The sequence below is a fragment of the Sphingomonas hankookensis genome (assembly GCF_022664465.1).
In the GTDB taxonomy this organism is placed as follows: Bacteria; Pseudomonadota; Alphaproteobacteria; order Sphingomonadales; family Sphingomonadaceae; genus Sphingomonas; species Sphingomonas hankookensis.
Map to the genome: position 1 here is coordinate 250,945 of NZ_JAKREV010000004.1, position 25,212 is coordinate 276,156.

Genomic DNA, 25,212 nt, shown 5'->3' on the forward strand with positions numbered 1-25,212 from the left:
CGCCCGGTGCCGCATCAAATCTTCCACCCGCTATGGATCGCGACCAGCCCCCCCATTATCGGCTCGACCCGGGTGCGGATGAAGCCGGCTTCGCCGATCATGCGCTCGAACGTCGGCATGTCGGGAAAGCGCCGGATCGATTCGATTAGATAGCGATAGCTGTCCTCGTCGTTCGCCAGCAGCTTGCCGAGCTTCGGCACCAGCTTGTGCGAATATTGATCGTACACATCGGCAAAGCCCGGCCACGTCACGGTCGAGAATTCGAGGCAGAAGAACCGTCCGCCGCGCTTCAGTACGCGGTGCGCCTCGCGCAATGCCTTGGGGATATCGGTCACGTTGCGGATGCCGAACGCGATCGTATAGGCATCGAAGCTGCGATCGGCGAAACCCAGCGTCTCGGCATTCTGTTCGGACCACACCAGCCCGTCGATTCCGCGCTTGGCGGCGCGTTCCATGCCAACGCCCAGCATCGCCGGGTTGATGTCGGCGACGGTGACGCCCGCCCCCGATTTTGCCATGCGGAACGCGATGTCGCCGGTGCCGCCGGCCATGTCGAGGATCGCATCGTCCTTCTGCGGCTTCACTCGCGCGACGAACCGGTCCTTCCACAACCGGTGCATCCCCCCCGACATCGCATCGTTCATCAGGTCGTAGCGTGCGGCGACGTTCGCGAAGACGTCACCGACGCGCCGCGTCTTTTCGTCGGGGGCTACGTCTTCATAGCCGAAGGATACCGTGTCGTTCATGTGCCTGCCCTAGCGGCGCCTTGTGGCCGGAGCAAACCGAACCTAGCTCTATTTGCGTACATCCCCGGTATGACACGGTCCGCGGCGATAGAAGGATAGCATGCCCGAACTGCCCGAAGTCGAAACCACCGTGCGCGGCCTGACCCCGGTGCTGCACGGCCAGCGCCTGACCCGCGTCGTCGCGAATCGTGCCGATCTGCGCCGGGCGATGCCGGTCGATCTCGGGCAGCGGCTGACCGGGGCGACGGTCACCGGCCTGTCGCGCCGCGCCAAATACGGGCTGATCGATACCGATCGCGGCGACAGCTTCATCTTTCACCTCGGCATGTCGGGGCGCTGGCGGGTCGATCCGGACGAGGCGTTGCCGCACGATCACCTCGTGCTGGAGACGGCAGGCGGACGGCAGGTGGTGCTGAACGATCCGCGCCGCTTCGGATCGGTCGACCTGATGCCGACGGCCGACGTGCCCGTATGGCCGCCGTTCGTGGCGCTAGGTCCCGAACCGCTGGGACCAGACCTGACCGCCGACCACCTCGAACGCCGCTTCGCCGGGCGGATCGCACCGGTCAAGCTGCTGCTGCTCGACCAGCGGATCGTCGCGGGCCTTGGCAATATCTATGTTTGCGAGGCGCTCAACGTCGCGCGAATCGCACCGACCCGGCCGGCGGGGCAGATCGCGCCCGAACGGCTCGCGTTGCTCGTCGATGCGATTCGCGCCGTGCTGCTCGCCGCGATCGAGGCGGGGGGATCGACCCTGCGTGATTATGCCCGGCCCGATGGTGAACTCGGCTATTTTTCTAAGCAATTCCGGGTATATGGCCGCGAGGGCGAGCGGTGCCCGTGCGGCGGCACCGTCGAGCGTCGCGTCGATGGCGGGCGCTCCACCTTCTGGTGCCGAACCTGCCAGCAATAGTTGACCCCGCGCCCCCGACGGTTTAAGGGGCGCACCTTCTCCGGTCGGGATATGCTCGATTGGCACCAATCATTTGCGAGAGTCGAGGACGGCATGGCGAATACGCCACAGGCGAAGAAGCGTATCCGGCGCAATGCGCGTCGTGCGGAAATCAATGGTGCGCGCGTCGGCCGCATCCGTACCTTCGTGAAGAAGGTCGAAGCAGCGATCGTCGCCGGCGACCGCGAAGCCGCCACCACCGCGCTGGCGAACGTGCAGCCTGAACTGGCCCGCGGCGTCGCCAAGGGCGTGCTGCACAAGAACACCGCGAGCCGCAAGTTCTCGCGTCTGACCAAGGCGGTCGGCGGAATCGCCTGATCCGCTGACGGCCACGTCGGCCAAGCAATGCACCCCGTCGACCCCAGGGTCGGCGGGGTTTCTTGCGTCCGATCCGGTATACCGAAAACCGGTGTTTCCGCTTTGTCCCGCGGCGTGAAATCGGGCGCACCGCGGACGTTCGAATCAACGCTTTCGGAAATGGCGGAAATCCTAGGATTCTGCCGGATCGATGCGCCCGAACTTCCTCAAGTAATTGATAAGGAACGGAAAAAAAGAAATCCGACGCATTTCTGCGGCCCATGGCCTGTCAACCGTCTTTATTTCGGTTTGATGACTTGATCGACGGCCGTTCCGGTTCCTAAACAGCACTTCCCGGCGCCGCTGCGGCGATCCGGGGCCCACGCGAATCTTCGTGTGCGATCACCGTTTCGGCGGGATCGAGGGGGGATTTTTAAACGACGATGGAACGTGGTGGAGAGGCCCGCTTCTCCGCACGGGAGAGGTGTGCCTGACGTGACGATGCCGGTGGATCATGGACAGGTGGAGGTAGCGGCGGCCTGGGCCCGCGTGCGCCAGAACCTGCGTGCATCCGCCGGGCAGCGCTTGTTCGACCGGTGGCTGAAGCCGATGGAGCTGGTCGCGCCCGATGGCGACGGCGTCGTCCGCCTGACCCTGCCGTCCGCCTTCATGACCGATTGGGTCCGCAACCATTATGCCGAGCGTCTGACCCACGAATTCCGCGCGCAGCTTCCCCAGGTCCGCGACGTCGTGGTCGAAACCGCCACCGCCCTGCAGGCGCGAATCGTGCCGCCCGCGCCGATGGTCGATCTAGTGCCCGCGCCGATCACCGCGGCACCGATCGCGGCGCCGGCGGTACCGCAGCGTGCCCCGGCCGAGCGTCCGGCGTTCGACCCGCGCTATCGCTTCGACCGTTTCATCGTGTCGGCATCGAATCGCGTGGCGTTCAACGCCGCCAAGGCGGTGGCCGAACCCGGCGTGCCGCGCTTCAGCCCGCTGTTCCTCCACAGCGGCACGGGCCTGGGCAAGACGCACCTGATGCACGCCATCGGCCATGCTTTCCTCGAGGCCGATCCAGCGGCGAGCGCGGTGTACCTGCCCGCCGAGCGCTTCATGTTCGAATTCGTGGCGGCAATGCGTGCCCGCGACACGCACGGCTTCAAGGCGCGCTTGCGCGGCGTCGACCTGCTGATGATCGACGACCTGCAATTCGTCGCCGGCAAGGACGCGACACAGGAGGAATGCCTCCACACGATCAACGCGTTCATGGACGCGGGCAAGCGGGTGGTGATCGCCTGCGACCGTTCGCCCGCGCTGCTCGACGGGATCGACCCGCGGCTGCTGTCGCGGCTGGGCGGCGGCCTCGTCGCCGATATCAAGGCGCCCGAAACCGAACTGCGCCACGCGATACTCGCCGCGAAGCTGGCCGAGGTGCCGGGCATCACCGTGCCCGAGGACGTCGTCGACCTGCTCGCCGGGCGCATCCGCGGCAGCGTGCGCGAGCTGGAAGGCGCGCTCAACCGCCTGATCGCCTATGCCTCACTCACCGGTGACACGATCGACATGGCGTTCGCCCATGCGACGCTGGGCGAGATGCTGGCCGGCCCGGCCAAGCGCGTGACGATCGACGATATCCAGCGCGCGGTATCGGCGCATTTCGAGGTGAAGCAGCTCGACCTCGTCTCGGCTCGCCGTGCGCAGGTGATCGCACGGCCGCGGCAGGTGGCGATGTACCTCGCCAAGCGCCTCACCACCCGCTCGCTGCCCGAGATCGGCCGCAAGTTCGGCAACCGTGATCATTCGACGGTGATCCATGCGGTGCGCCGGATCGAGGAACTGCGTGGGGTCGATCGCGAGATCGACACCGCTGTCCGCACGCTGCTGCGCTCGCTCGAAGGCTGAGCGTCCCCCCTCGAGTCCCCCGTTTGCTTCGAGCGCAGGTTCGAGCCTGTCGAGAACCGAAGTCGAGAAGGGGTTGCCCCAAACTACGCGTTCTCGACGGACGCTTCTCGACAGGCTCGAACCTGCTCGAACCGAACGGATTGGGTAAAAGAAGAAGGTGGTTCACGCGGAGGCGCGGAGAGTTGCGCCTCGGGCAGGCGTCCTGCCGCGTCAGCGGCCTTCACCCTTATCCAGCCGCAAGCGCAGCCGTCTCCCGATCGCGGAGGGGCTGCCCATCTCGCAACCCCGCCGCGCCTGCGCGTCTTCGCGTGAACTACCTCCTTCTTACGTAATAACGTCCGGCGCGTTGCGACCCGTATGCTCCCGGATCGACGCAACCTGCTCCGCAGCCGCGACCAGCGGCGCCAGCGCGTCGCCGGTTTCCTGTGCCAGATCGCCATCGATCGGCGCGTAGCGTTCGATATAGACCCGCAGCGTTGCGCCCTGCGTGCCAGTACCCGACAGGCGGAACACGATGCGCGATCCGTCGGCGAACAGGATGCGGATGCCCTGGTTGCGGCTGACCGATCCATCGGTGCTGTCGTGATAGGCGAAGTCGTCCGCCTCCGACACGATCAGGTCGCCGATCGTCATGCCCGGCAGCGTCGCCAGCCGCTCGCGCAGCGATGCCATCAGCTCATCGGCGCCGGCCTGCTCGACACCCTCATAATCGTGTCGTGCATAGTAATTGCGGCCATAGCGCGCCCAATGGTCGGCCATGATCTCCGCGACCGGCTGCCGCCGCACGGCAAGGATGTTGAGCCACAGCAGCACCGCCCACAGTCCGTCCTTCTCGCGGACATGGTTCGATCCCGTGCCCGCACTCTCCTCGCCACAGATGGTGACGAGTCCCGCGTCGAGTAGGTTGCCGAAGAACTTCCAGCCGGTCGGCGTTTCGTACAGCGGTACGTCCAGCGCCTGTGCGACGCGATCGGCGGCGGCGGAGGTCGGCATCGAGCGGGCGATGCCGGCGATGCCGTCCTTGTACGCCGGCGCGAGGTGCGCGTTCGCCGCCAGCACGGCGAGCGAATCGGACGGGGTCACGAAGATGCCGCGCCCGATGATGAGGTTGCGGTCGCCATCACCGTCCGATGCCGCGCCGAATTCGGGCGCGTCCTCGCCCATCATCCGCTCGTACAGTTCGTGCGCGTGGACGAGGTTGGGGTCGGGGTGATGGCCGCCGAAATCGGGCAGGGGGGTGCCATTGACGACGGTGCCCGGCGCGGCGCCGAGGCGGCGTTCGAGAATTTCGGCCGCATAGGGCCCAGTCACCGCGTGCATCGCGTCGAACGACAGGCGGAAGCCGCCGGCGATCAGGTCGCGGATCGCGGCGAAGTCGAACAGTCCCTCCATGCATTCGGCATAGGCGGCGACCGGATCGATCACCTCGACGGTCAGCCCGTCGACGGACGTTTCACCGAGTGTGTCGAGGTCGATGCCGGTTACGTCGCTGATAACGTAGCGGTCGATTTCCAGCGTACGGGCGTAGAGCGCGTCTGTGAAGCTCTCTGGCGCAGGGCCGCCGTTCGAGACGTTGTATTTTATGCCGAAATCCTCGTCCGGGCCGCCGGGATTGTGGCTGGCCGACAGGACGAGACCACCGATCGCGCCGCGGGTGCGGATGACGTTGGAGGCGGCGGGGGTCGACAGGATGCCGCCTTGCCCGACGATGGCGCGGGCGAAGCCGTTGGCGGCGGCCATGCGGATCGCGGTCTGGATGACCTCGCGGTTGAGGTAGCGGCCGTCGCCGCCGATCACCAGCGTGGCGCCGGCCTTGTCCTCGACCACGTCGAACACCGACTGGACGAAGTTTTCGGCGTAATGCGGCTGCTGGAACACCCGCACCTTCTTGCGCAGGCCCGACGTGCCGGGCTTCTGGTCGGTGAAGGGCTGGGTATCGACGGTGGTGCTGGTCACGAACGGCATCCCCTGTTGGGTGAGCGATGCCGAACGCATAAGGTGGCGAAGGTGTCGCGGACAACCTTAAATTGGCCGCGACACCTGCATTAACTAAAACAAATATTCAGATTTGCAGGCCCAAGGCCTGCTGCGCTGCCCGCAGCGTCGGTCGGGCCAGCGACTCGGCCTTGGCCGCACCCTTGGCCAGCGTCGCGCCGACCGCCGCTCGGTCACCCAGCAGCGCCACCAGCCGGTCGCGGATCGGGCCGAGCCTGGCGACCGCCAGATCGGCCAGCGCCGGCTTGAACGCGCCGAACCCCTGGCCGCCGAAGTTGGCGAGGACGTCCTGCGGCGCGTCCCCCGACAGGGCGGCATAGATGGTGACGAGGTTGCGCGCCTCGGGCCGTTCGGCAAGCCCGCCAACTTCGAAAGGGAGGGGTTCGGGATCGGTCTTGGCCTTGCGGAACTTGGCCGCGATCTGGTCATCCGAATCGATCAGGTTGATGCGGCTCATGTCCGACGGGTCGGACTTGGACATTTTTGCGGTACCGTCGCGCAAGCTCATGATCCGCGGCGTGTCCTCCGGGATCATCGGTTCGGGCAGCGGGAACAACTCGACCCCGAAATCGAGGTTGAACTTGGTGGCGATATCGCGCGCCAGCTCCAGATGCTGCTTCTGATCCTCGCCGACCGGCACATGCGTCGCCTGATAGGCGAGAATGTCGGCGGCCTGCAGCACCGGATAGGTGAACAGCCCAACGCTGGCACCTTCGCGGTTCTTGCCCGCCTTGTCCTTCCACTGGGTCATGCGGTTGAGCCAGCCGACCCGCGCCGTGCCGCCGAGAATCCACGCCAGTTCGCTATGCGCCGGCACTCGCGCCTGGTTGAACAGGATCGAGCGGTCGGGGTCGATCCCCGCCGCGAGCAGGGTCGCCGCCATCTCGATCGTGTTCGACGCCATCTCCCTGGGGTCCTGCGTCACCGTCAGCGCGTGGAGGTCCGCCAGGAAGAACAGGCAGACATCGTCCGCGCCCATCCGGTCCTGCAACCGCACCCAGTTGCGGATCGCGCCCAGATAATTGCCGAGATGAAGATTGCCGGTGGTCTGGATGCCGGAGACGACACGCATGTTGGGTTTCCTGTATTACGCAGCCCGCCGCCGCAGCAGCGCGCGAAGATCGGCCAGCCGGAACGCCCCGGTGGCAAGGCAGGCGAGGCCATAGACGATGGCACCCGTCCCGACGAGGGCTACCATGCCGATGACGCGGGTCAGCACCGCGCCGGTGGTCCATGGCGCCACCACGACATCGGCGAAGAACAGCGCCGCCCCCATCAGCAGCGCGGCGACGGCGAAGCGGGGCAGGCGGTGCGTCAGCTGCCGGTCGAGCGCGAAATGCCCGCGCTGCCGGAGCGTCCAGTACAGCATCGCGACATTGACCCACGCCGCGACGGCGGTCGCCAGCGGCGGGCCGATATGGGCGATGGTCGGGATCAGCGCGAGGTTCAGGACGATGTTGATCACGATCGACCACATCGCGAAGCGCACCGGCGTCCGCGTATCCTGTCGCGCGTAGAAGCCGGGCGTCAGCACCTTGATGAGGACATAGGCCGGCAGTCCCAGCGAGAAGGCGGCGAGCGACTGGGCGCAGCGGATCGTGTCTTCGGGACCGAACGCGCCGTGCTGGAACAGCGCGCGGATGATCGGTTCGGCGACGGTCAGGAACGCGATGGTCGCGGGCAGCGTCAGCAGCAGCGCCAGTTCGATACCGCGGTTCTGCGTATCCATCGCGCCGGCATCGTCCTTGCGGCTCAACTGGCGCGAGATGGTCGGGAGCAGGATGGTGCCGAGGCCAATGCCGATCAGCCCCAGCGGCAGTTGGTTCAGCCGGTCGGCATAATAGATGTACGAGATCGAGCCCGGATCGAGCAGCTTGCCCGACAGCGCGGTCGAGATGACGAGGTTGACTTGCATCGCGCCGGCGCCGGCGGCGGCGGGTACGATCAGGCGCAGCATCTGCCGCACATCGGGGGTCAGCCGCGGACGGCGCGGGCGTAGCGACACCCCGGCGCGGCGGCAGGCGAGCATCAGCCAGCCAAGCTGCAACGCGCCGCCGATCGTCACCGTCCACGCCTGTACCTGCGCCGTCGCGTATGGATCGGGGCCGTGGAAGAACAGGAGGCCGGCGACCATCGCGATGTTCAGCAGGATGGGAGCGGCGGCATTGACCCAGAATTTGTCGAGCGAATTGAGGATCGCGCCCAAGAGCGACACGATCGAGATCAGCAGCAGATAGGGGATGGTGATCCGCGACAGCGTGACCGCATAGGCGAACTGGTCGGGTGTCGGATCGTTGAACCCGCCCGACAGCAGCCAGGTGAGCGGCCATGCGGCGATCAGCATCGCGACCGTCGCAGCGACCAGCACCGGCAGCAGCACGGACAATACGTCGCGGGCGAAATCGATGCCGGTGGCGAGGCCGTGTCCCTCTGCGCCCGCGTCGCCCTCGGCCACCTTCTTGTTGAACAGCGGTACGAAGGCGGCGTTGAACGCCCCTTCGGCGAACAGCGCGCGGAACATGTTGGGCAGGCGGAAGGCGACGAGGAACGCGTCCGACGCGAACCCCGCCCCGACGAACGTCGCCTGCAGCGAATCGCGGACCAGCGCCAGCACCCGGCTGGCGAGGGTCAGGCCACCGACCGATCCCAGCGATTTGGCGAGTTTCATGCGGTTGTTCCGCGATGTGCCCCAAGGGCAGATCGAACTTCACTGTACCGAGCGAAGGCAACATTACTTCCCTCCCTGACAAGGGAGGGGCAGGGGGTGGGTTGGTCAGCGAGGGACGGTGAGCGCGCCACAACGGGCCGACCCACCCCCGACCCCTCCCTTGTCAGGGAGGGGAGAGGCTTTCGATGCCCGTCCGGCTGAATGTCGACCAACCCCCCGACGCTTCAGGCGTGGCCGGCGACTTCGCCCAGCGCACCCTGCTGGTCGGCCTGCTGGACGTAGAGCTGCGCGAAGTCGATCGGTTCGAGCATCAGCGGCGGGAAGCCGCCGTCGCGGACCGCATCGGCCAGCACGCGGCGGGCGAAGGGGAACAGGATGCGCGGCGCTTCGCCCAGCAGGAACGGCTGGAGATGCTCGGCGGGAATGTTGCGGAGCGCGAACAGGCCGGCGAACGACAGGTCGACGAGGTACATCACCTGACCCTCGATCTCGGCGCGGGCCTCGATCTTCAGCACGACTTCATGGACGTCGTCGCCGACCTGGTTGGCGCCGATGTTGAACTGCACGTCCAGCTTCGGCGCGCCCGCGACCTGATACACGCCCGGCGCGTTCGGGTTCTCGAACGACAGGTCCTTGACGTACTGGGTGATGACATTGACCGACGGCTGGCTGTCGTCCCCATTGGCAAAGGCGTCGATGCCGGTGGCGTCGTTCTGATCTTCCATGGTATTCCCTGTCCGCTACGGCGGAAAGCTTTGGCGCTTGCCGCGTTAAGATGGCGCGGACTAGCAGCGGCAGGACCGCGATTCAACGGGTCGACCGGCCCGGCGAAGCTAATGGCCGTCGCACCGTTTGTATCCGCGCCCGATCGGTCCTATGTCCGGTCGACGGAAGGAAGTTGAGGCATGGTGGTTTTTGTCGTCCTGCTCGCGATGGTCGCGGCGTTTCTGGCCATGCGGCTCTATGCCGTACTGGGCAAGCGTACCGGCCATGAACCCTTGCCGCGCGCGGCCGAGGAACGCGTCGGCGCGCCGTCGGTCGCTCGCCCGATCGAGGTCACGCCCGAGGCGCGTGTGCTGGGCCCCCGGCACGTCGACAGCGGTGCCGAAGCCGGCCTGCGCGCGCTGATCGCCGCCGACCCCAGCTTCGACGTCGCGCAGTTCCTCGACGGTGCCAAGTCGGCCTATCGCATGATCCTCGAAGCCTTCTGGAAGGGTGACGAGGCGACGCTGGAATGGCTGACCGAACGGGACGTCCGCGAAGCCTTTGCGCAGGCGATCGCCGAGCGCAACGCCGCCGGCCATGTCCTCGACAACCGGCTGGTGACGATCGAGCGTGCGGTGGTGACCGAAGCGTCGGTCGAAGGCGGCGTCGCGCGCGTCGCGGTCCGGTTCGATGCCGATATCGCCGCGATTACCCGCGATGCCGATGGCAACATGATCGCCGGGTCGCTGTCCGATGCGGTCGAGACGCATGATGTCTGGACGTTCCTGCGGGTGCTCAAGAGCGGCGACCCGAACTGGAAGCTTGCCGACACCGACGAAGCCTGACGCCGATGCAAAAGGGGGGGATGGCGGCATTCGCCGCGCTGCTGCTGGCGGGCTGTTCCAACGCGATCGTGCCGCGCGGTGCGGAGAGTGCCGCGTCGCTGCCGACGCCCGAGCAGGCGCAGCCGGTCCTCACCACGCCGACTCGGCCGCTGCCGGTGCGGCAGCCGACCGCCGCCGTTCCGCTGCCGCCGATTACCGGTGTCGGCACCGCTGCTGGGGCGACGACTGCGCTGGCCGCCGGTGTCGTCGCCGGGCCGCCGGTCGCCTCGCTGCCGATTACCGAGGCCGTTGCCGCCCGTGCGCTGGCCGCGTTCCGGATCAGTTGCGCCTCGGTCGTGCGGCGTGCCGATCCGACCGGACTGACCCGCGGTGCCGATTGGCAGCCGTCGTGCGATGCGGCGCGCAGCGTGGCGTCGGGCGGGGCGCGGGCGTTCTTCGCGCGCTGGTTCGAAACCGCGCAGGTCGGGGATGGGAAGGCGTTCGCCACCGGCTATTACGAACCCGAAATTCATGGGTCGCGCACGCGGCGCAGTGGGTATGAAACGCCGATCTATGGCGTGCCCGGCGATCTGGTCGAGGTCGACCTTGGCCTGTTCTCGACCGATTTGAAGGGCAAGCGGATACGCGGGCGGGTCGATGGTACCGCCTTCGTCCCCTATTTCGATCGGACCGCGATCGAGGAAGGCGCACTGGCCGGCCGCGGGCTGGAAATCGCGTGGGCGGCCGATCCGGTCGAGATGTTTTTTCTGCAGGTACAGGGATCGGGGCGGTTGCTGCTGCCCGATGGCGGTGTGATGCGCATCGGCTATGCCGGGCAGAACGGCCGCGACTATACCGGCATCGGCAAGCTGATGCGCGACCGCGGGCTGGTCCAGCCCGGACAGGCGTCGATGCAGGGGCTGATGGCGTGGCTACGCGCCAATCCCGAACAGGGGCGCGCGATCATGCGCGAAAACAAGAGCTTCGTGTTCTTTCGCGAACTGACCGGGCCGGGGCCCTTGGGCGCGATGGGCCTGCCGGTGACCGGCAATGCCAGCGTCGCGGCGGACGTCCGCTTCGTGCCGCTGGGCGCGCCGGTGTTCCTGTCGATGGACCGGACCGATGCCACCGGGCTGTGGGTGGCGCAGGATACCGGGGGCGCGATCAAGGGCACCAATCGCTTCGACACCTTCTGGGGTGCGGGCGACGAGGCGCGGGCGATCGCGGGCGGCATGAGTGCGCGCGGCACCGCCTTCCTGTTGCTGCCGCTGGGCACCGTCGCACGGATCGCCGGTGGCCGGACGACGCCTTGATCCGAACGAGGCGGCGCTGTGGGCGCGGGTGGTCGCGGCGGTAAAGCCGCTGCATCCCGCGCGCGCCGTCGCCGTCGCGCCGGCACCGCTGGAGAAACATGGCGCGCCGGCGCCCAAGCCGGTGCGGGCCCGGGTTGCGCCGGTCGTCGTGCCGCCTGCCCGCAACCGGTTGCCGGGGGCGACGCTGGACGCGGGATGGGACAAGAGCCTGTCGCGCGGGCTGGTCAGCCCCGAATCGACGATCGACCTGCACGGCCATACGCTGGCATCGGCGCATGCGATGCTCGATCGCGGGCTGGCCCATGCGATCCAGCGTGGCGACCGCGTGCTGTTGCTGGTGACGGGCAAGCCGCCGCGTGCCGGATCGGAACGGCCGCATGCGCGCGGGGCAATCCGGTCGGCGATCGGCGACTGGATCGCCGCCAGCCGCCACGCCGACCGCGTCGCCGCGATCCGGCCGGCGCATATCCGGCACGGCGGGCAGGGCGCCCTCTATCTGGTGCTGCGCCGCCCGGGGCGGTGAAGGGCTATTCGGAAACTCGCGGAAAAGGGAGTTTCAGGCGGCGCCGGCCCGCTTCCCCGCCCCGCCACCCATCGGAATACCGTGTGGGTGGCCGGCTGGTGCTGCAACATCAATAGGTGTTGCGGTGGACCAGCACCTTGAGCGTCAGGAACACGATCGCGAGATCCTTCCAGAACGACCAGTTGGCGATATATTCCAGATCGGCCTGCAGCCGGTTGGTCAGGTCTTCGGTATGGACCGTCGCCCCGCGATAGCCGCGCACCTGCGCCAGGCCGGTGATGCCGGGTTTCAGCGCGTGGCGATGCCAGTAGCGTTCGTCGACGTCCCAGAACAGCTGCTCGCCCGCCAGCGACCCCAGCGCGTGCGGCCGCGGGCCGACGATGCTCATCTGCCCGAACAGTACGTTGAACAGCTGCGGCAGTTCGTCGATGCTGGTCCGCCGGATGAAATAGCCCACGCGGGTGATGCGGTCGTCGTCGCGGCTGGCCGAGCGGCTGCCGTCCGAATCGGTCCTTTCCACCCGCATGCTGCGGAATTTCAGGATGTAGAAGAATTTGTTGCCGCGCCCGACGCGGCGCTGGCGGAACAGCACCGGGCCGCGGCTGTCCAGCTTGATCGCCAGCGCGATGAACGCGAGCGCCGGGGTGAGCAGCAGCAGCGCGACGCTGGCGCAGGCGAGGTCGAAGCACCGTTTGCCGATCGCCTTGCGCAGCTTGAGCGGCCCGACCGATACGGTCAGCGCACGCGCGTCGCCGATGGTCGACACCGCCAGCGCGCCATAGGTGTCGATTTCGTTGACGATGATGTCGCCGCGCACGTTCGCGCCCTTCAGCATCATCGCCCAGTCGCGCCGGTCCTCCGGCCGGCACGCGACCGCGACATGGTCCGCCCCCTGCACCAGCTGCGCGAACAGGTGCAGCATCGCCGGATTCTTCAGGTCCGGCCGCAGCCCGAGCGCCGCGGCGTCGATCCGACGGAAGTCGCGTGGCACGGACACCTCATACTGGTCGCATAGCAGCAGCTGCACCACCAGATAGCGCCGCAGCCGCCCGTCGATCAGCAGCGCCACGAACTGCCGGAACAGAATCAGCAGGATCAGGCTGAGCACCATCGCGACGGCAAGCAGGATGCGCGAGACGTCGCGTTCGAGGCGGAAGAAATACGAGATCAGGAACAGCGCGCCATAGGTCAGGATCAGCGAGCGCACCGCGGGACCGGTCTCGATCGCGATCACCCGGACCCAGTTGAGCGAATAGGCGCCGGCATTGAACGCGATCACGCCATAGAGCAGGCAGGCGATGGTGGCGACCGCAGGCAGTGTCGTGCGCAGTTCCTGCGCATAGCCCGGCGACAGCATGCCGAAATGGCTGGGCGCGATGAACCCGATGACGATCGCAAGGAAATCGAGCGCAAGCAGGCCGGCATAGAGCGTGATGCGGGCGGCGTGGGGGCGATTCCACTGCCGGGTCACCGCCGGCGCATCGAGATCGGGTCGCGCCGATGATGGTGTCGTGTTCAACCCGTATCCCCTGAACGATGGCGCATGCCGGTCTGCCTGCCCCTGATGAAGTCCGGCGTTTCGCTGCGTCGCGGTAATAGTGACGTGTGGCAAGAATAGGAAGTATTCGGCAACCGGTTTTCCCCGGCGCTGCGATCGTCCGGTCCGACATCCGATGCAGTCGACCGCACATCGCCGGTATCGTGCTATCGTTACCGAATAGTGTGCGATTTGTTCCCTACCAGATGTTAACCACGCTTCGCGCCGAAATAGTAACGCAGCCGCTTTAACCATCGCTCCCGCAGTTCAAGGGGAATAGGCGTGGCAACGGCCCAGTTTGTAGCATCCGAGTTCGCAACATGGGACGGACGTCGCCGCGATGCCCGCGTGCCGATCGGCCGGGTCGCGATCGTACGCGACGGCGGCGAGCCGGTCGAGGTCCGATTGCTCGACCTGACGCGCGACGGGTGCCGGATCGAAAGCGACCAGTTGCTGGGCGAGGGATCGGTACTGCGCCTGGGGATCGCCGGGATCGGCCCGGTCGATGCGATCGTCCGCTGGTCGGGCGAGGACAGCTATGGCTGCGAATTCACCTTGCCGTTGCCCGACGGCGCGGTGACCGCCGCGGTGGCGTGCAACGTCGCATCGCTGCCGATCGAACGGGCGATCGAGTTGCGCCGTCCCGCCGTGGCCAAATGGTCGCGACCGGCCCGATTCGCGCTGATCGGCGCGATCATGCTCGGACCGTGGGTCGCGATCGGGGCGCTTGCGCTGGTGGCGCTGCGCTAGGCCGGATCGACATTCGGGTCACCGGATGCAGGACGGCCGTTTCATACCCTGTCGTCCCTCCCGCGCCGGCGGGAGTCCAGCCGGAACGCGGGAGCCGATGGATTCGCGCCTGTGTGGGAATGACGAATATTCCGGGTTATCGCGCACTGTCGATCTGCCATAGCGTCCGTCACCGGACCGGTGCATTGCGCTTGCCGTCCTGCACCACCCGGGCATGGCAGCGGCGGATCGGGCGGTTCGGCCCAAAACGACCATCGGCCCTAGCGGAGACGCACGGATGACGACATCGACGAACGACGCGCGCCCGGATCACCGCCCGATGACTGCGCCGATCCTCGTCACCGGTGTCGCCGGCTTCATCGGGCATGCGACCGCGCATCGGCTGCTCGCCCGGGGCGAGCGGGTGATCGGCATCGACACCGTCAACGACTATTACGATCCCGCGCTGAAGCGCGCGCGGCTGGCGACGTTCGACGGGCGCAACAGTTTCGAGTTTCACCATGGCGACGTCGCCGATGCGGCGCTGGTCGCGCGGCTGGTGGTCGATCACGGCGTGACGCGCGTGGTCCACCTCGCCGCGCAGGCGGGTGTTCGCTACAGCATCGACAATCCGTTCGCCTACCAGCATTCCAATCTGCTGGGGCATTTGTCGGTGATGGAAGCGTGCCGCCACGCGGCCGGGTTCGAACACCTCGTCTACGCCTCGTCCAGCTCGGTCTATGGCGACCGCGCGATCAACGCCGACGGGTTTCGCGAGGACGATGCGGCGGTGTCGCCGGTGTCGCTATATGCCGCGACCAAGCGGTCGTGCGAACTCATGAGCGCGTCCTACGCTTCGCTCTATGCGCTGCCGCAGACGGGCCTGCGGTTCTTCACCGTCTATGGCCCGTGGGGTCGGCCGGACATGGCCTATTTCTCGTTCACGCGCAGAATCTTGGCGGGCGAACCGATCGAGGTGTTCGGCGAGGGGCGGATGGCGCGCGACTTCACCTATATCGACGATATCGTCGACGGGATCGTCGGCGCGCTCGACCGGCCACCGGCGGGCAAGGACCATCGTATCCTGAACATCGGCGACAGCCATCCGGTCGAGCTGATGACGATGATCGCGACGCTGGAGGCGGCGCTGGGCCACCCGGCGGTCAAGGTCATGCGGCCGATGCAGCAGGGCGACGTCACCGCAACCTATGCCAATATCGACCGGTTGCACGCGCTGACCGGCTATGCGCCGAAAGTGCGGCTGGACGAGGGATTGCGGCGCTTCGCCGAATGGTATCGCAGCTACCACGACGCCGGATAACGACGCCCGCTGCGTTGCACAGGAAAACCCCCGGTCGCCGTTTCGGCAACCGGGGGTTTTGTCGTTCCGGGGGGCGTTCCCACCCCCCGAAGCACTCCGATCAGACGTGGTAGACCATGCCCGAGCTGTTGATCGACAGTTCGTGTGCCGTCACCCCAAGCAGCTGGATCGATCCCCGGCCGGCCAGCGTGATGACCGCGCCGTCCGCACTGTCGGTGATCGCGATCTTCGCGAGATCGGCGGCCCCCTGGTACAGCCAGCCCGACAGGTCGATCTTGTCGTTGCCGTCGAAGTCGGTGATGACGTCGTTGCCCGATGCGCCGCGGAACAGGAACGTGTCGGCCCCGCCACCGCCGGTCAGCCGGTCGTTGCCGCCGCCGCCGATGATGATGTTCGCTGCGCTGTTGCCGATGATGATGTTGTCCAGCCCGTTGCCGGTCGCATCGATCGCCGCGGTGCCGGTCAGCGTCAGGTTCTCCAGCGTGCTCGCCAGCGTGTAGCTGATCGAGGAGCGCACCGTGTCGATGCCGCCGGCCGCGCCGGTCCATTCGATCACCTGGTCGCCGATATTGTCGACGACATAGGTGTCGTTACCATCGCCGCCGGTCATGATGTCGGCACCAGTGCCGCCGTCCAGCCAGTCGTTGCCCGCACCGCCCCACAGCCGGTCGTTGCCGGCGCCGCCGAACAGGCGGTTGTTGCCGTCATTGCCGTTGATGACGTTGTCGAGCGCGTTGCCGGTGCCGTCAATATTGGCCGAACCGGTCAGGCGCAGCTCCTCGACATTGTCGCCCAGCGTGAAGCTGGCCGAGGCGAAGACGACGTCGCGGCCTTCGCCGGCCAGTTCGATGACCTGATCGGCGCTGTCGTCGACATAATAGGTGTCGTCGCCGGTGCCGCCCTCCATCCGGTCGACGCCGGTACCGCCGTCGAGCAGGTCGTTGCCCGCACCGCCGATCAGATGGTCGTCGCCGCCCATGCCGTACAGCTGGTTGTTGCCGCTGTTACCGGTGAGGACGTTGCGGTGGATATTGCCGGTACCGGTCAGGTTCGCCGCGCCGGTCAACGTCAGATCCTCGACATTGTCGCCGATCGTGTAGTTGACCGAGGCGAAGACCCGGTCATAGCCGCCGCGGCCGCCATTATACCATTCGATCACCTGGTCGTTGACGTTGTCGACATAGAAGGTGTCGTTGCCGTCGCCGCCATACATCGTGTCGGCACCGGTGCCGCCGTCGATCGTGTCGTGGTCGTCCTCGCCATAGAGGATGTCGTTGCCGCCCATGCCGCGCAGCACGTCGGCGCCGGTCGTGCCGACGATCAGGTTGGCATCGTTGTTGCCGGTCCCCTCCAGCCCCACGGAGCCGGTCAGGCGCAACGTTTCGACATAGGCCGCCAGCGTGTAGCTGACCGAGCTGATGACCGTATCGTTGCCGCCGCGGCCGTTATTGTTCCATTCGACGATCCGGTCGCCGACATTGTCGACATAATAGGTGTCGTCGCCGTCGCCGCCCTCCATATAGTCGGCACCGACGCCCCCATCGAGCAGGTCCTTGCCCGCGCCGCCATACAGGCGGTCGTTGCCGGCGAGGCCGTAGAGCCGGTTGTCCTGGTCGTTGCCGTACAGGTCGTTGTCCAGTTCGTTGCCGACGCCGACGATCGCGGTCCCCGTCAGCTTCAGCCGTTCGAGCTGCGCGCCCAGCTGATAGTCGATCGACGCCTCGACGGTGTCGATGCCGCCCTTGCCGTCATTGCCCCATTCGATGATGCGGTCGCCGGCATTGTCGACGACATAGGTGTCGTCGCCGTCGCCACCCGACATCGTGTCGGCACCCTTGCCGCCATCGAGCCGGTTCGCGCCGACATTGCCGACCAGTTCGTCGTCGCCAGCGCCGCCGGTCGCGTTGATCGCGGCGATGCCGGTCAGCACGAGGCGTTCGACATTGGCGGGCATGACGTAGCTGACCGACGCGTACACGGTATCGCGCCCTTCGCCGGCACGTTCGATCACCTTGTCGCCGGCCTGATCGACATAATAGCTGTCGTTGCCGCGGCCGCCCTCCATCGTGTCGATGCCGCTGCCGCCGTCGAGCAGATCGTCGCCGTCCTTGCCGACCAGCCGGTCGTCGCCGCGCATCCCGTACAATTCGCTGGCGTGGTCGTTGCCGATCAGCAGGTTGTTGCCGTTGTTGCCGGTCCCCTTGGTCGCCGCACCGACGAGGCGCAGTTCCTCGACATTCTCGGACAGCGTGTAGTTCACCGACGCCTCGACGATGTCGTAGCCGCCCTTGCCGTTGTTGTTCCATTCGACGATCTGGTCGTCGACATGGTTGACGATATAGGTGTCATTGCCGTCGCCGCCGGTCATCTTGTCACCGTGGATCGTACCGCGCATCAGGTTCGCGCCCGACGTGCCCGATACCTCGACGCCCTTCGACTGGTCGAGGAAGGTCGTCTGGCCGCGGTCGGTATAGCTGACCGTGTCCTGGTTGGCATAGACGCGGACGTAATCGACCTTCATCTGGCCGGTGCCGGTGTTGGCGTCGGGCTTGCCCGCCCAGTCGCCGCCGACGCCCAGGTTGATCATGACGTAGAATTCCTGCGCCAGATCGCTGGTCGACTTCACCCGTGCGACCTCGGTACCGTCGATGTACCAGACCAGTTCGTCCTTGGTCCAGTTGAGCGCATAGGTGTGCATCTCCGACGCATCGATATGCGTCGCCTGGTTCTGCCAGGTGTGGACCCCGGTCTCCTTGGTATGGTTCGACAGGTAGATCGTGTCGGGGTCCTTGCCGAGCGATTCCATGACGTCCAGCTCGGGCGGCCAAGACCCGTTCTTGGGCTTCAGCCAGAAGGCGGGCAGGAAGCCGGCGCCCTCGGGCATCGCCGCGCGCATTTCGAAATAGCCATATTGCTGCGAAAAGGTGCCGATCGTCGACAGCACGCCGGTGGTGTAGTCACGCCCGCCGAGATATTTCGCATTGTCGCCCGACGGTGCGGCGGTGATCGTCAGGATGCCGTCCTGCACCGAGAACGGGTTGATCCCCAGCGCCTTGGCAGCGGTGCCGGCGAAATCGACATCGACATAGATCTCGTTCGACCCGACGCGCACGCGGTCGGTGGCGTCGCCGTTGCCGAAATCGGTCTTCCAGTATCCGCCCTGCGACTGGGTGACGAGCGTGTCGAACGATTCGTCGAACAGGAGCGAAAATTTCGAACGGTCGACGTCGAGTTCGAAGTTGCGGGCCGACAATGCGCCGATCTTGGTGTCGCGGAGGGTCAGCGTCTGGTCGTCGTCCAGCGTGATGACCACGTCGCGGCCGACCTGCTGCATCGCCGACTTGACCTGGGTGAAGTCGTTGAAGCCGAACCCGCCGAGGCGGATATTGTCGCGTGCCACGTCGAAATCGATAATGACGTCCGATCCCTCGCCCGCGCGGACGACCATCGTGTCCGCGCCCGCACCGCCGATCAGCACGTCGTTGCCGCCGCCGCCCTGCAGCTCGGCACCGACGATCCCGGCCTTCAGGATGTTGTCGAGCGCATTGCCGATGCCGAACCGCGAATTGGTCCCCATGAGAACCAAATTTTCAACATTGTCGGCCAGAACGGTGCCGTTGGGGAGATAGCTGATAACCGTATCATTGCCTTCGCCGGCGCGTTCCACGACGTCGCTGGCCGACCATAAGGTGTAGGTATCGTCACCGGCGCCACCGATCAGCTGATCGGGGGCGCCGATCGACTTGCCGTGGAACCCGTCATTGCGTGCGGTGCCGTATTGGACGTCGAATCCGATGGAGTTGCCGATCCACGACTGGATCGGTCCCGACAGCGATAGCTCGCGCCCGATGGCGTTGATGTAACCCATGAAGATACCCCGTTGCAGTACAGCATCTTAATTGGGGCGGGAGACCTTTACCGCGGCCCTCTACAGCAGGTTAATTTAGCGTTGGTGATAATTTAACGGATGGTGCAGTGCGGAATCCCTGCTATCGGGTGCCGCGTGCGGTGGGTGGCGTGGCATGGCGTGGGCCGGTGACGGACCGGGCCGGCTTTTGACGCAGGTATACGCATTTGGTATGCGACGTCCGGGCCGGACGTGCGCTCACGAGGGTAAGAGGTACGCTTTGAGGTTCGTCTTCACCGACCATCGACGTCTGGTCGCCCCGCTGCTGGCGTCGGTGTGCGTCGCTGCGGCCGGTGCCGCCTCGGCGCAGCCGCTGCAGCGCAGTGGCCTTGGCGATATCGATACCCGCCAACTGGGCGAGACGATCGTCCCGACCGGGTTCCTGCCGTCGCCGACCACGCCGCTGCCACTGTCGCTGCGCGAGAACCTGTTCCGTCTGACGGCGCAGGCGGGTGTCGCGTATGACGATAACATCTTCCGCTCGACCGACGAATCGGGAGCGAAGGACGACGAACTGATCGTGGCGCCGGCTGCCGCGCTGGACGTGGCGCGTATCCTGGGCACGACGCAGGTCGCGGTGCGGGGCCAATATGGCTATGACATCTTCACCTTCCATCCCGATCGCAGCCGCCCGCGCCTCGGCGTTGCCGGCCGCGCGACCAGCAACATCGCGGGAACGTGCGGCGTTACGCCCTATGCCGATTATCGCCGCGAGCGGACCGATTTCGGCGACATCAACGCTGCGATCGACAACACGTCGCGCCAGGCGCGCTTCGGCGTGCTGGCGACCTGCCTGCGGCCCGCGGGTTTCTTCCCCAGCGTCGCGTTCGAACGCTATTCGACGCGCAACGACGACCTGTTCGAGTTCGCGGACCAGACGACGAAGACCTATATCGTCGGCGTCGGCTATCGGCGGCCGAGTCTGGGCCAGCTGCAGCTCTATTACCGGCGCGACGACACCGATCGCCCGACGATCGGCACGACCAACACCACCGACCGGTTCGGTCTGTCGTTCGACCGTGCGATTTCTTCACTGTTGTCGGCCAGCATCGACCTGAACCTCCTGTCGGTGCGCAGCACCGATCCGCAGGTGTCGGACTATACCGGCCCGGGCTGGCGCGTGCAGCTGATCAGCCGCGCGATCAACCCGCTGCGGATCGAGGCGACGACCGCGCGCACGATCGTCAACGACACGCTGCTGACCAACGATTTCGTGTTGCAGTCCAGCTATGGGCTGGGCGTCACCGCGGCGATCAGCGGATTGAGTTCGGTATCGGCAGGGGTCGACTATCGCACGCGCGACTTTCGGGCGGCGCCCGAACTCGTTCGGGGCGGGTTAAGCAACGACGACTATGTAGTATTGCGTGCGGGAGTCCAACGGCGCATTTCGGACCGAATCGTCCTGCGTGGGGACGTATCCCATACCAAGCGGTTGACGACGCCGACAATCGCTGACTTCGATGCGAACCGCATCACGGCAACCGCCGATTATCGATTTTGACGAGGGGCTTCCATGGGTAGCAACGCGGTGCGCGCGCTGGGCGGCACGATCCTGTTCCTGGCAACTGTCGGCAACGCAGCGGCACAGCCGCTGGCGGCGCCGGCGCCGGTCGCGGCGAACGCCGTTCCGACCGGCTATATCCTCGGCCCGAATGACGAGGTCGAAGTGACCGTGTTCGGGCAGAAGGACATGGGCGTGCGTGCGCGCATCGCCGCCGACGGCACGGTCAACGTGCCGTTCCTGGGCGCGGTGCCCGCGGCGGGCGGTACGCCGTCCGACTTCGCGCGGCGCCTGTCGGATCGCTACTCCGCCGGCGGCTATCTGACGAACCCGTCGATCAACGTCGAGGTCACCAACTATGTCAGCCGCGCGGCGACCGTGCTGGGCAATGTGCCCAATGCCGGCAACTATCCGCTCGACCGGCCCTATACCGTCGCGATGATGGTCGCGCGGGCCGGCGGCGTGCGTGCCGACGGTGCCAACGTCGTCGTGCTGACCCCGGCGGGCGGCGGCGCGGCGCAGCGGATCGAGCTGGGCAATCCGGCGGGTCTGGCGGCGCAGATGGTGCGTCCGGGCGACACGCTGTTCATTCCGCCGGCCGAGATGGTCTATGTCTATGGCCAGGTGAACCAGCCGGGCGCGTTCCCCTTTCAGGCGAACATGACCTATCGCCAGGCGCTGGCCCGTGCCGGTGGTCCGACGCTGGCCGGTTCGACCCGCCGGATCGAGGTGCGCCGCGGCGGCCAGAAGGTCGAGGGGGTGAACCTCGACGATCAGGTCCGGGCCGAGGACGTGCTGGTCATCAAGGAAAAGCTGTTTTGACGATGCGGGATCGCACGATCGGGCGGGGGCGGTAATGGGCTTTCTGACATGGATCAGCGACCTGTTCGGCAAGCTGGCCGATAGCGGCCGGCAATCGCCGCCGCTGCTGATCGACCGCACGGTCACCGCGCCGTCGCGCGCGCCGTCCCCGGCACAGGGCGGGGCGACGCCGCGTCCGCGCGATCCGGCGGTCGAAGCGCGCATCGTGCAGCAGCGCATCCATCGCGGCTTCGCAGCGGCGCTGCCGGTCGAGGACCGCTTCGGCCTGTCGGGGCGGACGATGGAGATCGACCGGCTGGTCCGGGCGATGCTTAGCGAACGCAAGCATGTCGTCGTCTATGGCGCGCGCGGGTCGGGCAAGACGTCGCTGATCCGCGTGTTCGGCGAACTCGCCGACGAAGTGGGCCAGGTCGTTCTGTACGAATCGATCAGCGGCGCGATCGACTTTTCGGATATCTTCCGCCCGTTCCTGTCGGCACTTCCGGGCGCGGACCGCGACACGCCGGTCGGTCGTGCGGTCGCGGGCCTGCGCGACCGGACCTTCACCGCGCGCGATCTGGCCGGGGCACTGGTCGAGGTGCGTACCGCGACCGTGCTGGTGATCGACGAGTTCGACCGGGTCGAGGATGCGCGCGTCAAGGAGGAAGTGGCGGCGCTGATGAAGCTGCTGTCCGACATGCACGCGCGCCTCACCATCTGCGTCGTCGGCATCGCAACCAGCGTCACCGATCTGGTCGCCGGGCATCCGTCGCTCCGGCGGCACATGGCCGGGGTCGCGGTCGGTCCGATCGCGCAGGACGAACTGGTCACGCTGATCGAGAATTGCACGCGCAAGAGCGGGTTGACGATCGAACCGGACGTCGCGGCGCTGCTGGCACAGGGTGCCTATGGTTCGCCCTATCACGCACGTCTGTTCGGGCTGAACGCGGCGCTGGCCGCCAACCGGCGCGGGTCGAACCGGATCGAACCGGGCGATGTCGATGCCGGCTTCGCCACGGCGCTGACCGACTGGGCGGAAGTGAGCGGGCAGGCATACGGCCTGTTCAACCACCTGCTGCGCGATCCGGCGGCGCGCGCGCCGCTGCTCCAGATCGCGGAGGCGGCGACGCTGACCGTGGTCGATGGCGGCACCGGCCCGGTCGTCCCGCAGCCGGTGGTCGACGCGCTGTCGCCCGCGCTGCAGCAGGCGGCACCGGGACGCTATGTATTCCAAGACAGTCTGGCACCGCAGTTCCTGGCCATCATGGCGGCCAATGGTGCACGCGCGAACCGGTTTGTCGGACAATGATGGGGGGCGCCGACGCCGGCGTATTCCGGGAAGAGGTGATCGGACATGACGTTTAATCTCGCGGATCTCTGGCAGGCACTGCGTTCGCGCATGATGCTCGTCATTACCGTGGCGGGGGCCATCTTTGCGCTGGCGGTCGTCCTGGCCCTGGTCCAGCCGCGCAAATATGTGTCGACGTCGTCGCTGCTGGTCGACCTGACCCAGACCGATCAGTCGGACAACACCACGCCGCAGAGCGCGTCGATCATCGATTCGATCATCGGGACGCAGGTCAGCGTGCTGAAGAGCGAGCTGGTGCTCGACGAGGTCACGCGCCGGTCGGGGCTGATCACCGAACCGAACAACCAGGCGGCGTTCGAACAGGCGCAGAAGCGGATCGCGAGTAACCTGAACGTCGTTACCGACCGCCAGAGCAATGTGATCAGCATCAGCTTCGTCGACGAAGACCCCGAGGTCGCGGCGCGGATCGCCAACCTGTTCGCCGACACGTTCCTGCAAAAGCAGGTCGAACTGCGCGTCAATCCGGCGCGGGTAAACGCGCAGTGGTACGACGCGCGGACCGCCGAAGTGCGTGGCCGCTTCGAACAGGCGCAGCAGCGCCTGACCGATTTTCAGCGCGCCAACGGCATCCTCGGCATCGACCGCATGGATCTCGAAGCGGAGCGGATGAAGAGCCTGACCGCCGAGCTGAGCGCGGCCGGTGCCGCGGCCGCCGATGCGCGCGCCAAGGCGGCGGGTGCGGCGAACATGCCCGAGGTCGCCAGCGCGCTGTCGGTGCAGGGCATCCAGCAGCAGGTCGCGACCAAGGCGGCCGAGGTGGCGCAGCTGTCGAAGACGCTCGGCCCCAACCATCCGCAGATGCGCGCGGCGCAGGCCGAGCTGTCGACGCTGCAGGGGCAGCTCGGCTCGGCACGCGGCGTGCAGGCGAGCGCGCTGTCGGGTGCCGGCGTGGCGGCACAGCGGCGTGAGGCCGACCTGCGCGCGCGTCTTGCCGCGCAGCAGGAACGCATGTTGCGCATGTCAAGCGTGCAGGATCAGCTGGCCGTGCTGCAGCGCGACGTCGATGCGGCGCGCCAGACCTACGACACCGTGCGGGCGCGCTTCAACGATGCGTCGATCAAGACCGAAGTGTCGCGGGCGAACACCACGATCCTCGATCGGGCATCGGCGCCGCTGCTGCCGTTCAAGCCGAACCTGATCCTGTGGATCATCGGTGGTGCGTTGCTGGGCGTGCTGAGCGGGATCGGGCTGGCGCTGGTGCTGGAAATCCTGTCGCCCCGCGTCCGTTCGGCCAGCGGCCTTGCCAAGGCGACCAGCACCGACGTGCTGGCCGACCTGGCGAACCTGCCCCGTTCCGGCCGCGCGCTGCGCCGTATCTAGCCTGTTAGGATTCGAACCATGCGTCTTACCTCCTCTACGTCGCCGCAAGGCGACACCGGGTTCGATCGGACCGGACCTGCCAGCGATGCGGTCATGGTGCTCAGCCCCGGCGACGACCGGGTCAGCGAGCTGGTCGTCGCGGCGTTCGACCTGAACGATCGCTATACCGGCGACATGCGCGCGATCCGGGCCAAGGTGCTGGCGGCGACCGATGCCGATCCGGCCGGTTCGTCGGTCCGGCTGCTGGCGGTCGTCGGTCTCGAAGAGGGCGATGCCGCCGCGGTGCTCGCCGCCAATCTGGGTGTCGTGTTCGCGCAGGCCGGCACCGCGACGGTGGTGGTCGATGGCGGGCTCGGCAACCCGGCGATGGCCGCGCTATTCCGCGTGCCGGCAGGACCGGGCCTTGCCCAGTCGCTCGACGATCCCGACTTCCCGATTCAGGCACTGCCGACCGCGGTCCCGCGGCTGATGGTGCTGCCCGCCGGCGACGCCAGCGCGGCGGTCGAGAACCGGCTGGAAACCCGTCCGATCGCCGACCTGACCGGCAACTGGTCGCTGTCGGGCGCGCGGCAGGCGATCGTGTCGCTGCCCGGCATGGCGTCGCGCCCGACCGCGCTCGCCAACATGGTCGCCGGCTTCGATGGGGTGATCCTCGTCGCGCAGCAGGGCCGGACCCGCATGTCGGCGATCCGCCGCGTGATCGACGCGCTCGACGAGCGCGGTGTGCCGGTGCTCGGGTCGGTCATCAGCTGAACCGCCATGGCGCGCGCCCGCGACCCATCGGGCGGACGCGCGCCGGGCC

At 66.9% G+C, this 25,212-nt stretch carries 20 protein-coding genes; 13 read left to right on the top strand and 7 right to left on the bottom strand.

The annotated features are described in order from the left end of the window. Nucleotides 1–14 precede the first annotated feature (14 nt). On the bottom strand, nucleotides 15–746 hold the full coding sequence (locus tag MF610_RS12750; RefSeq protein ID WP_242197204.1) for a class I SAM-dependent methyltransferase: 732 nt from the start codon (nucleotides 744–746) through the stop codon (nucleotides 15–17). Nucleotides 747–846: 100 nt separating this feature from the next. Here MF610_RS12750 and mutM point away from each other — a divergent pair, with 100 nt between their 5' ends. The 3 genes from mutM to dnaA all read left to right on the top strand — a co-directional run bounded on the left by mutM (nucleotide 847) and on the right by dnaA (nucleotide 3,897). After that, a complete protein-coding gene (gene mutM / locus MF610_RS12755) occupies nucleotides 847–1,659 on the top strand; it encodes a bifunctional DNA-formamidopyrimidine glycosylase/DNA-(apurinic or apyrimidinic site) lyase (RefSeq protein WP_242197207.1) in 813 nt (270 codons plus the stop codon). A 93-nt stretch (nucleotides 1,660–1,752) separates the two neighbouring features. After that, nucleotides 1,753–2,016 (top strand): 30S ribosomal protein S20, encoded by a 264-nt coding sequence (gene rpsT / locus MF610_RS12760; RefSeq protein ID WP_242197210.1) that lies wholly within the window; start codon nucleotides 1,753–1,755, stop codon nucleotides 2,014–2,016. A gap of 480 nt (nucleotides 2,017–2,496) precedes the next feature. Then, nucleotides 2,497–3,897, top strand: coding sequence for a chromosomal replication initiator protein DnaA (gene dnaA / locus MF610_RS12765; RefSeq protein ID WP_242197585.1), 1,401 nt, complete (start codon nucleotides 2,497–2,499; stop codon nucleotides 3,895–3,897). A gap of 324 nt (nucleotides 3,898–4,221) precedes the next feature. Here dnaA and MF610_RS12770 read toward each other — a convergent pair whose 3' ends face one another. The 4 genes from MF610_RS12770 to secB all read right to left on the bottom strand — a co-directional run bounded on the left by MF610_RS12770 (nucleotide 4,222) and on the right by secB (nucleotide 9,285). Continuing rightward, entirely contained in the window at nucleotides 4,222–5,853 is a 1,632-nt protein-coding gene (locus MF610_RS12770; protein WP_422635943.1) for an alpha-D-glucose phosphate-specific phosphoglucomutase, read from the bottom strand. 106 nt (nucleotides 5,854–5,959) lie between these two features. After that, the gene (trpS, locus tag MF610_RS12775; protein ID WP_242197213.1) at nucleotides 5,960–6,964 is read right to left on the bottom strand and encodes a tryptophan--tRNA ligase; all 1,005 of its coding nucleotides are present in this window, start codon (nucleotides 6,962–6,964) and stop codon (nucleotides 5,960–5,962) included. Between the two features lie 15 nt (nucleotides 6,965–6,979). Next, nucleotides 6,980–8,560, bottom strand: a complete 1,581-nt coding sequence (gene murJ, locus MF610_RS12780; RefSeq protein WP_242197216.1) for a murein biosynthesis integral membrane protein MurJ — start codon at nucleotides 8,558–8,560, stop codon at nucleotides 6,980–6,982. A 224-nt stretch (nucleotides 8,561–8,784) separates the two neighbouring features. Beyond that, a complete protein-coding gene (gene secB / locus MF610_RS12785) occupies nucleotides 8,785–9,285 on the bottom strand; it encodes a protein-export chaperone SecB (protein WP_242197219.1) in 501 nt (166 codons plus the stop codon). A gap of 180 nt (nucleotides 9,286–9,465) precedes the next feature. Here secB and MF610_RS12790 point away from each other — a divergent pair, with 180 nt between their 5' ends. Genes MF610_RS12790 through MF610_RS12800 form a run of 3 tightly spaced genes read left to right on the top strand, consistent with a single transcriptional unit; the run spans nucleotide 9,466 to nucleotide 11,925 of the window. Continuing rightward, nucleotides 9,466–10,110 (top strand): Tim44/TimA family putative adaptor protein, encoded by a 645-nt coding sequence (locus tag MF610_RS12790; RefSeq protein WP_277924082.1) that lies wholly within the window; start codon nucleotides 9,466–9,468, stop codon nucleotides 10,108–10,110. A gap of 20 nt (nucleotides 10,111–10,130) precedes the next feature. Next, on the top strand, nucleotides 10,131–11,402 hold the full coding sequence (mltA, locus tag MF610_RS12795; RefSeq protein WP_242197222.1) for a murein transglycosylase A: 1,272 nt from the start codon (nucleotides 10,131–10,133) through the stop codon (nucleotides 11,400–11,402). Continuing rightward, complete coding sequence (locus tag MF610_RS12800) at nucleotides 11,383–11,925, top strand: Smr/MutS family protein (protein ID WP_242197224.1); 543 nt, start codon at nucleotides 11,383–11,385, stop codon at nucleotides 11,923–11,925. Before mltA ends, MF610_RS12800 begins: the two co-directional genes overlap by 20 nt. 109 nt (nucleotides 11,926–12,034) lie before the next feature. Here the strand turns inward: MF610_RS12800 and MF610_RS12805 are convergent, their stop codons facing one another. Further along, entirely contained in the window at nucleotides 12,035–13,396 is a 1,362-nt protein-coding gene (locus MF610_RS12805; RefSeq protein WP_242197227.1) for a sugar transferase, read from the bottom strand. Between the two features lie 348 nt (nucleotides 13,397–13,744). On the opposite strand from MF610_RS12805, the gene MF610_RS12810 reads away from it, so the two are divergent. Further along, nucleotides 13,745–14,212 (top strand): PilZ domain-containing protein, encoded by a 468-nt coding sequence (locus MF610_RS12810; protein WP_242197230.1) that lies wholly within the window; start codon nucleotides 13,745–13,747, stop codon nucleotides 14,210–14,212. Nucleotides 14,213–14,489: 277 nt separating this feature from the next. Continuing rightward, nucleotides 14,490–15,512 (top strand): NAD-dependent epimerase/dehydratase family protein, encoded by a 1,023-nt coding sequence (locus MF610_RS12815; RefSeq protein WP_277924084.1) that lies wholly within the window; start codon nucleotides 14,490–14,492, stop codon nucleotides 15,510–15,512. Nucleotides 15,513–15,612: 100 nt separating this feature from the next. Here the strand turns inward: MF610_RS12815 and MF610_RS12820 are convergent, their stop codons facing one another. After that, nucleotides 15,613–19,380: a family 16 glycosylhydrolase gene (locus MF610_RS12820; protein ID WP_242197233.1), complete on the bottom strand. Its 3,768-nt coding sequence runs from the start codon at nucleotides 19,378–19,380 to the stop codon at nucleotides 15,613–15,615. Between the two features lie 259 nt (nucleotides 19,381–19,639). Between MF610_RS12820 and MF610_RS12825 the strand changes: the two genes are divergently transcribed. The 5 genes from MF610_RS12825 to MF610_RS12845 are packed head-to-tail and all read left to right on the top strand — an operon-like array spanning nucleotide 19,640 to nucleotide 25,163. Then, on the top strand, nucleotides 19,640–20,920 hold the full coding sequence (locus MF610_RS12825; RefSeq protein WP_242197236.1) for a porin family protein: 1,281 nt from the start codon (nucleotides 19,640–19,642) through the stop codon (nucleotides 20,918–20,920). A gap of 12 nt (nucleotides 20,921–20,932) precedes the next feature. After that, nucleotides 20,933–21,742, top strand: a complete 810-nt coding sequence (locus tag MF610_RS12830; RefSeq protein ID WP_242197239.1) for a polysaccharide biosynthesis/export family protein — start codon at nucleotides 20,933–20,935, stop codon at nucleotides 21,740–21,742. 34 nt (nucleotides 21,743–21,776) lie between these two features. Further along, nucleotides 21,777–23,030: an nSTAND1 domain-containing NTPase gene (locus MF610_RS12835; RefSeq protein ID WP_242197242.1), complete on the top strand. Its 1,254-nt coding sequence runs from the start codon at nucleotides 21,777–21,779 to the stop codon at nucleotides 23,028–23,030. A 45-nt stretch (nucleotides 23,031–23,075) separates the two neighbouring features. Then, on the top strand, nucleotides 23,076–24,410 hold the full coding sequence (locus MF610_RS12840; protein WP_242197245.1) for a GNVR domain-containing protein: 1,335 nt from the start codon (nucleotides 23,076–23,078) through the stop codon (nucleotides 24,408–24,410). 18 nt (nucleotides 24,411–24,428) lie between these two features. After that, complete coding sequence (locus MF610_RS12845; protein ID WP_242197248.1) at nucleotides 24,429–25,163, top strand: P-loop NTPase family protein; 735 nt, start codon at nucleotides 24,429–24,431, stop codon at nucleotides 25,161–25,163. Nucleotides 25,164–25,212: the final 49 nt, after the last annotated feature.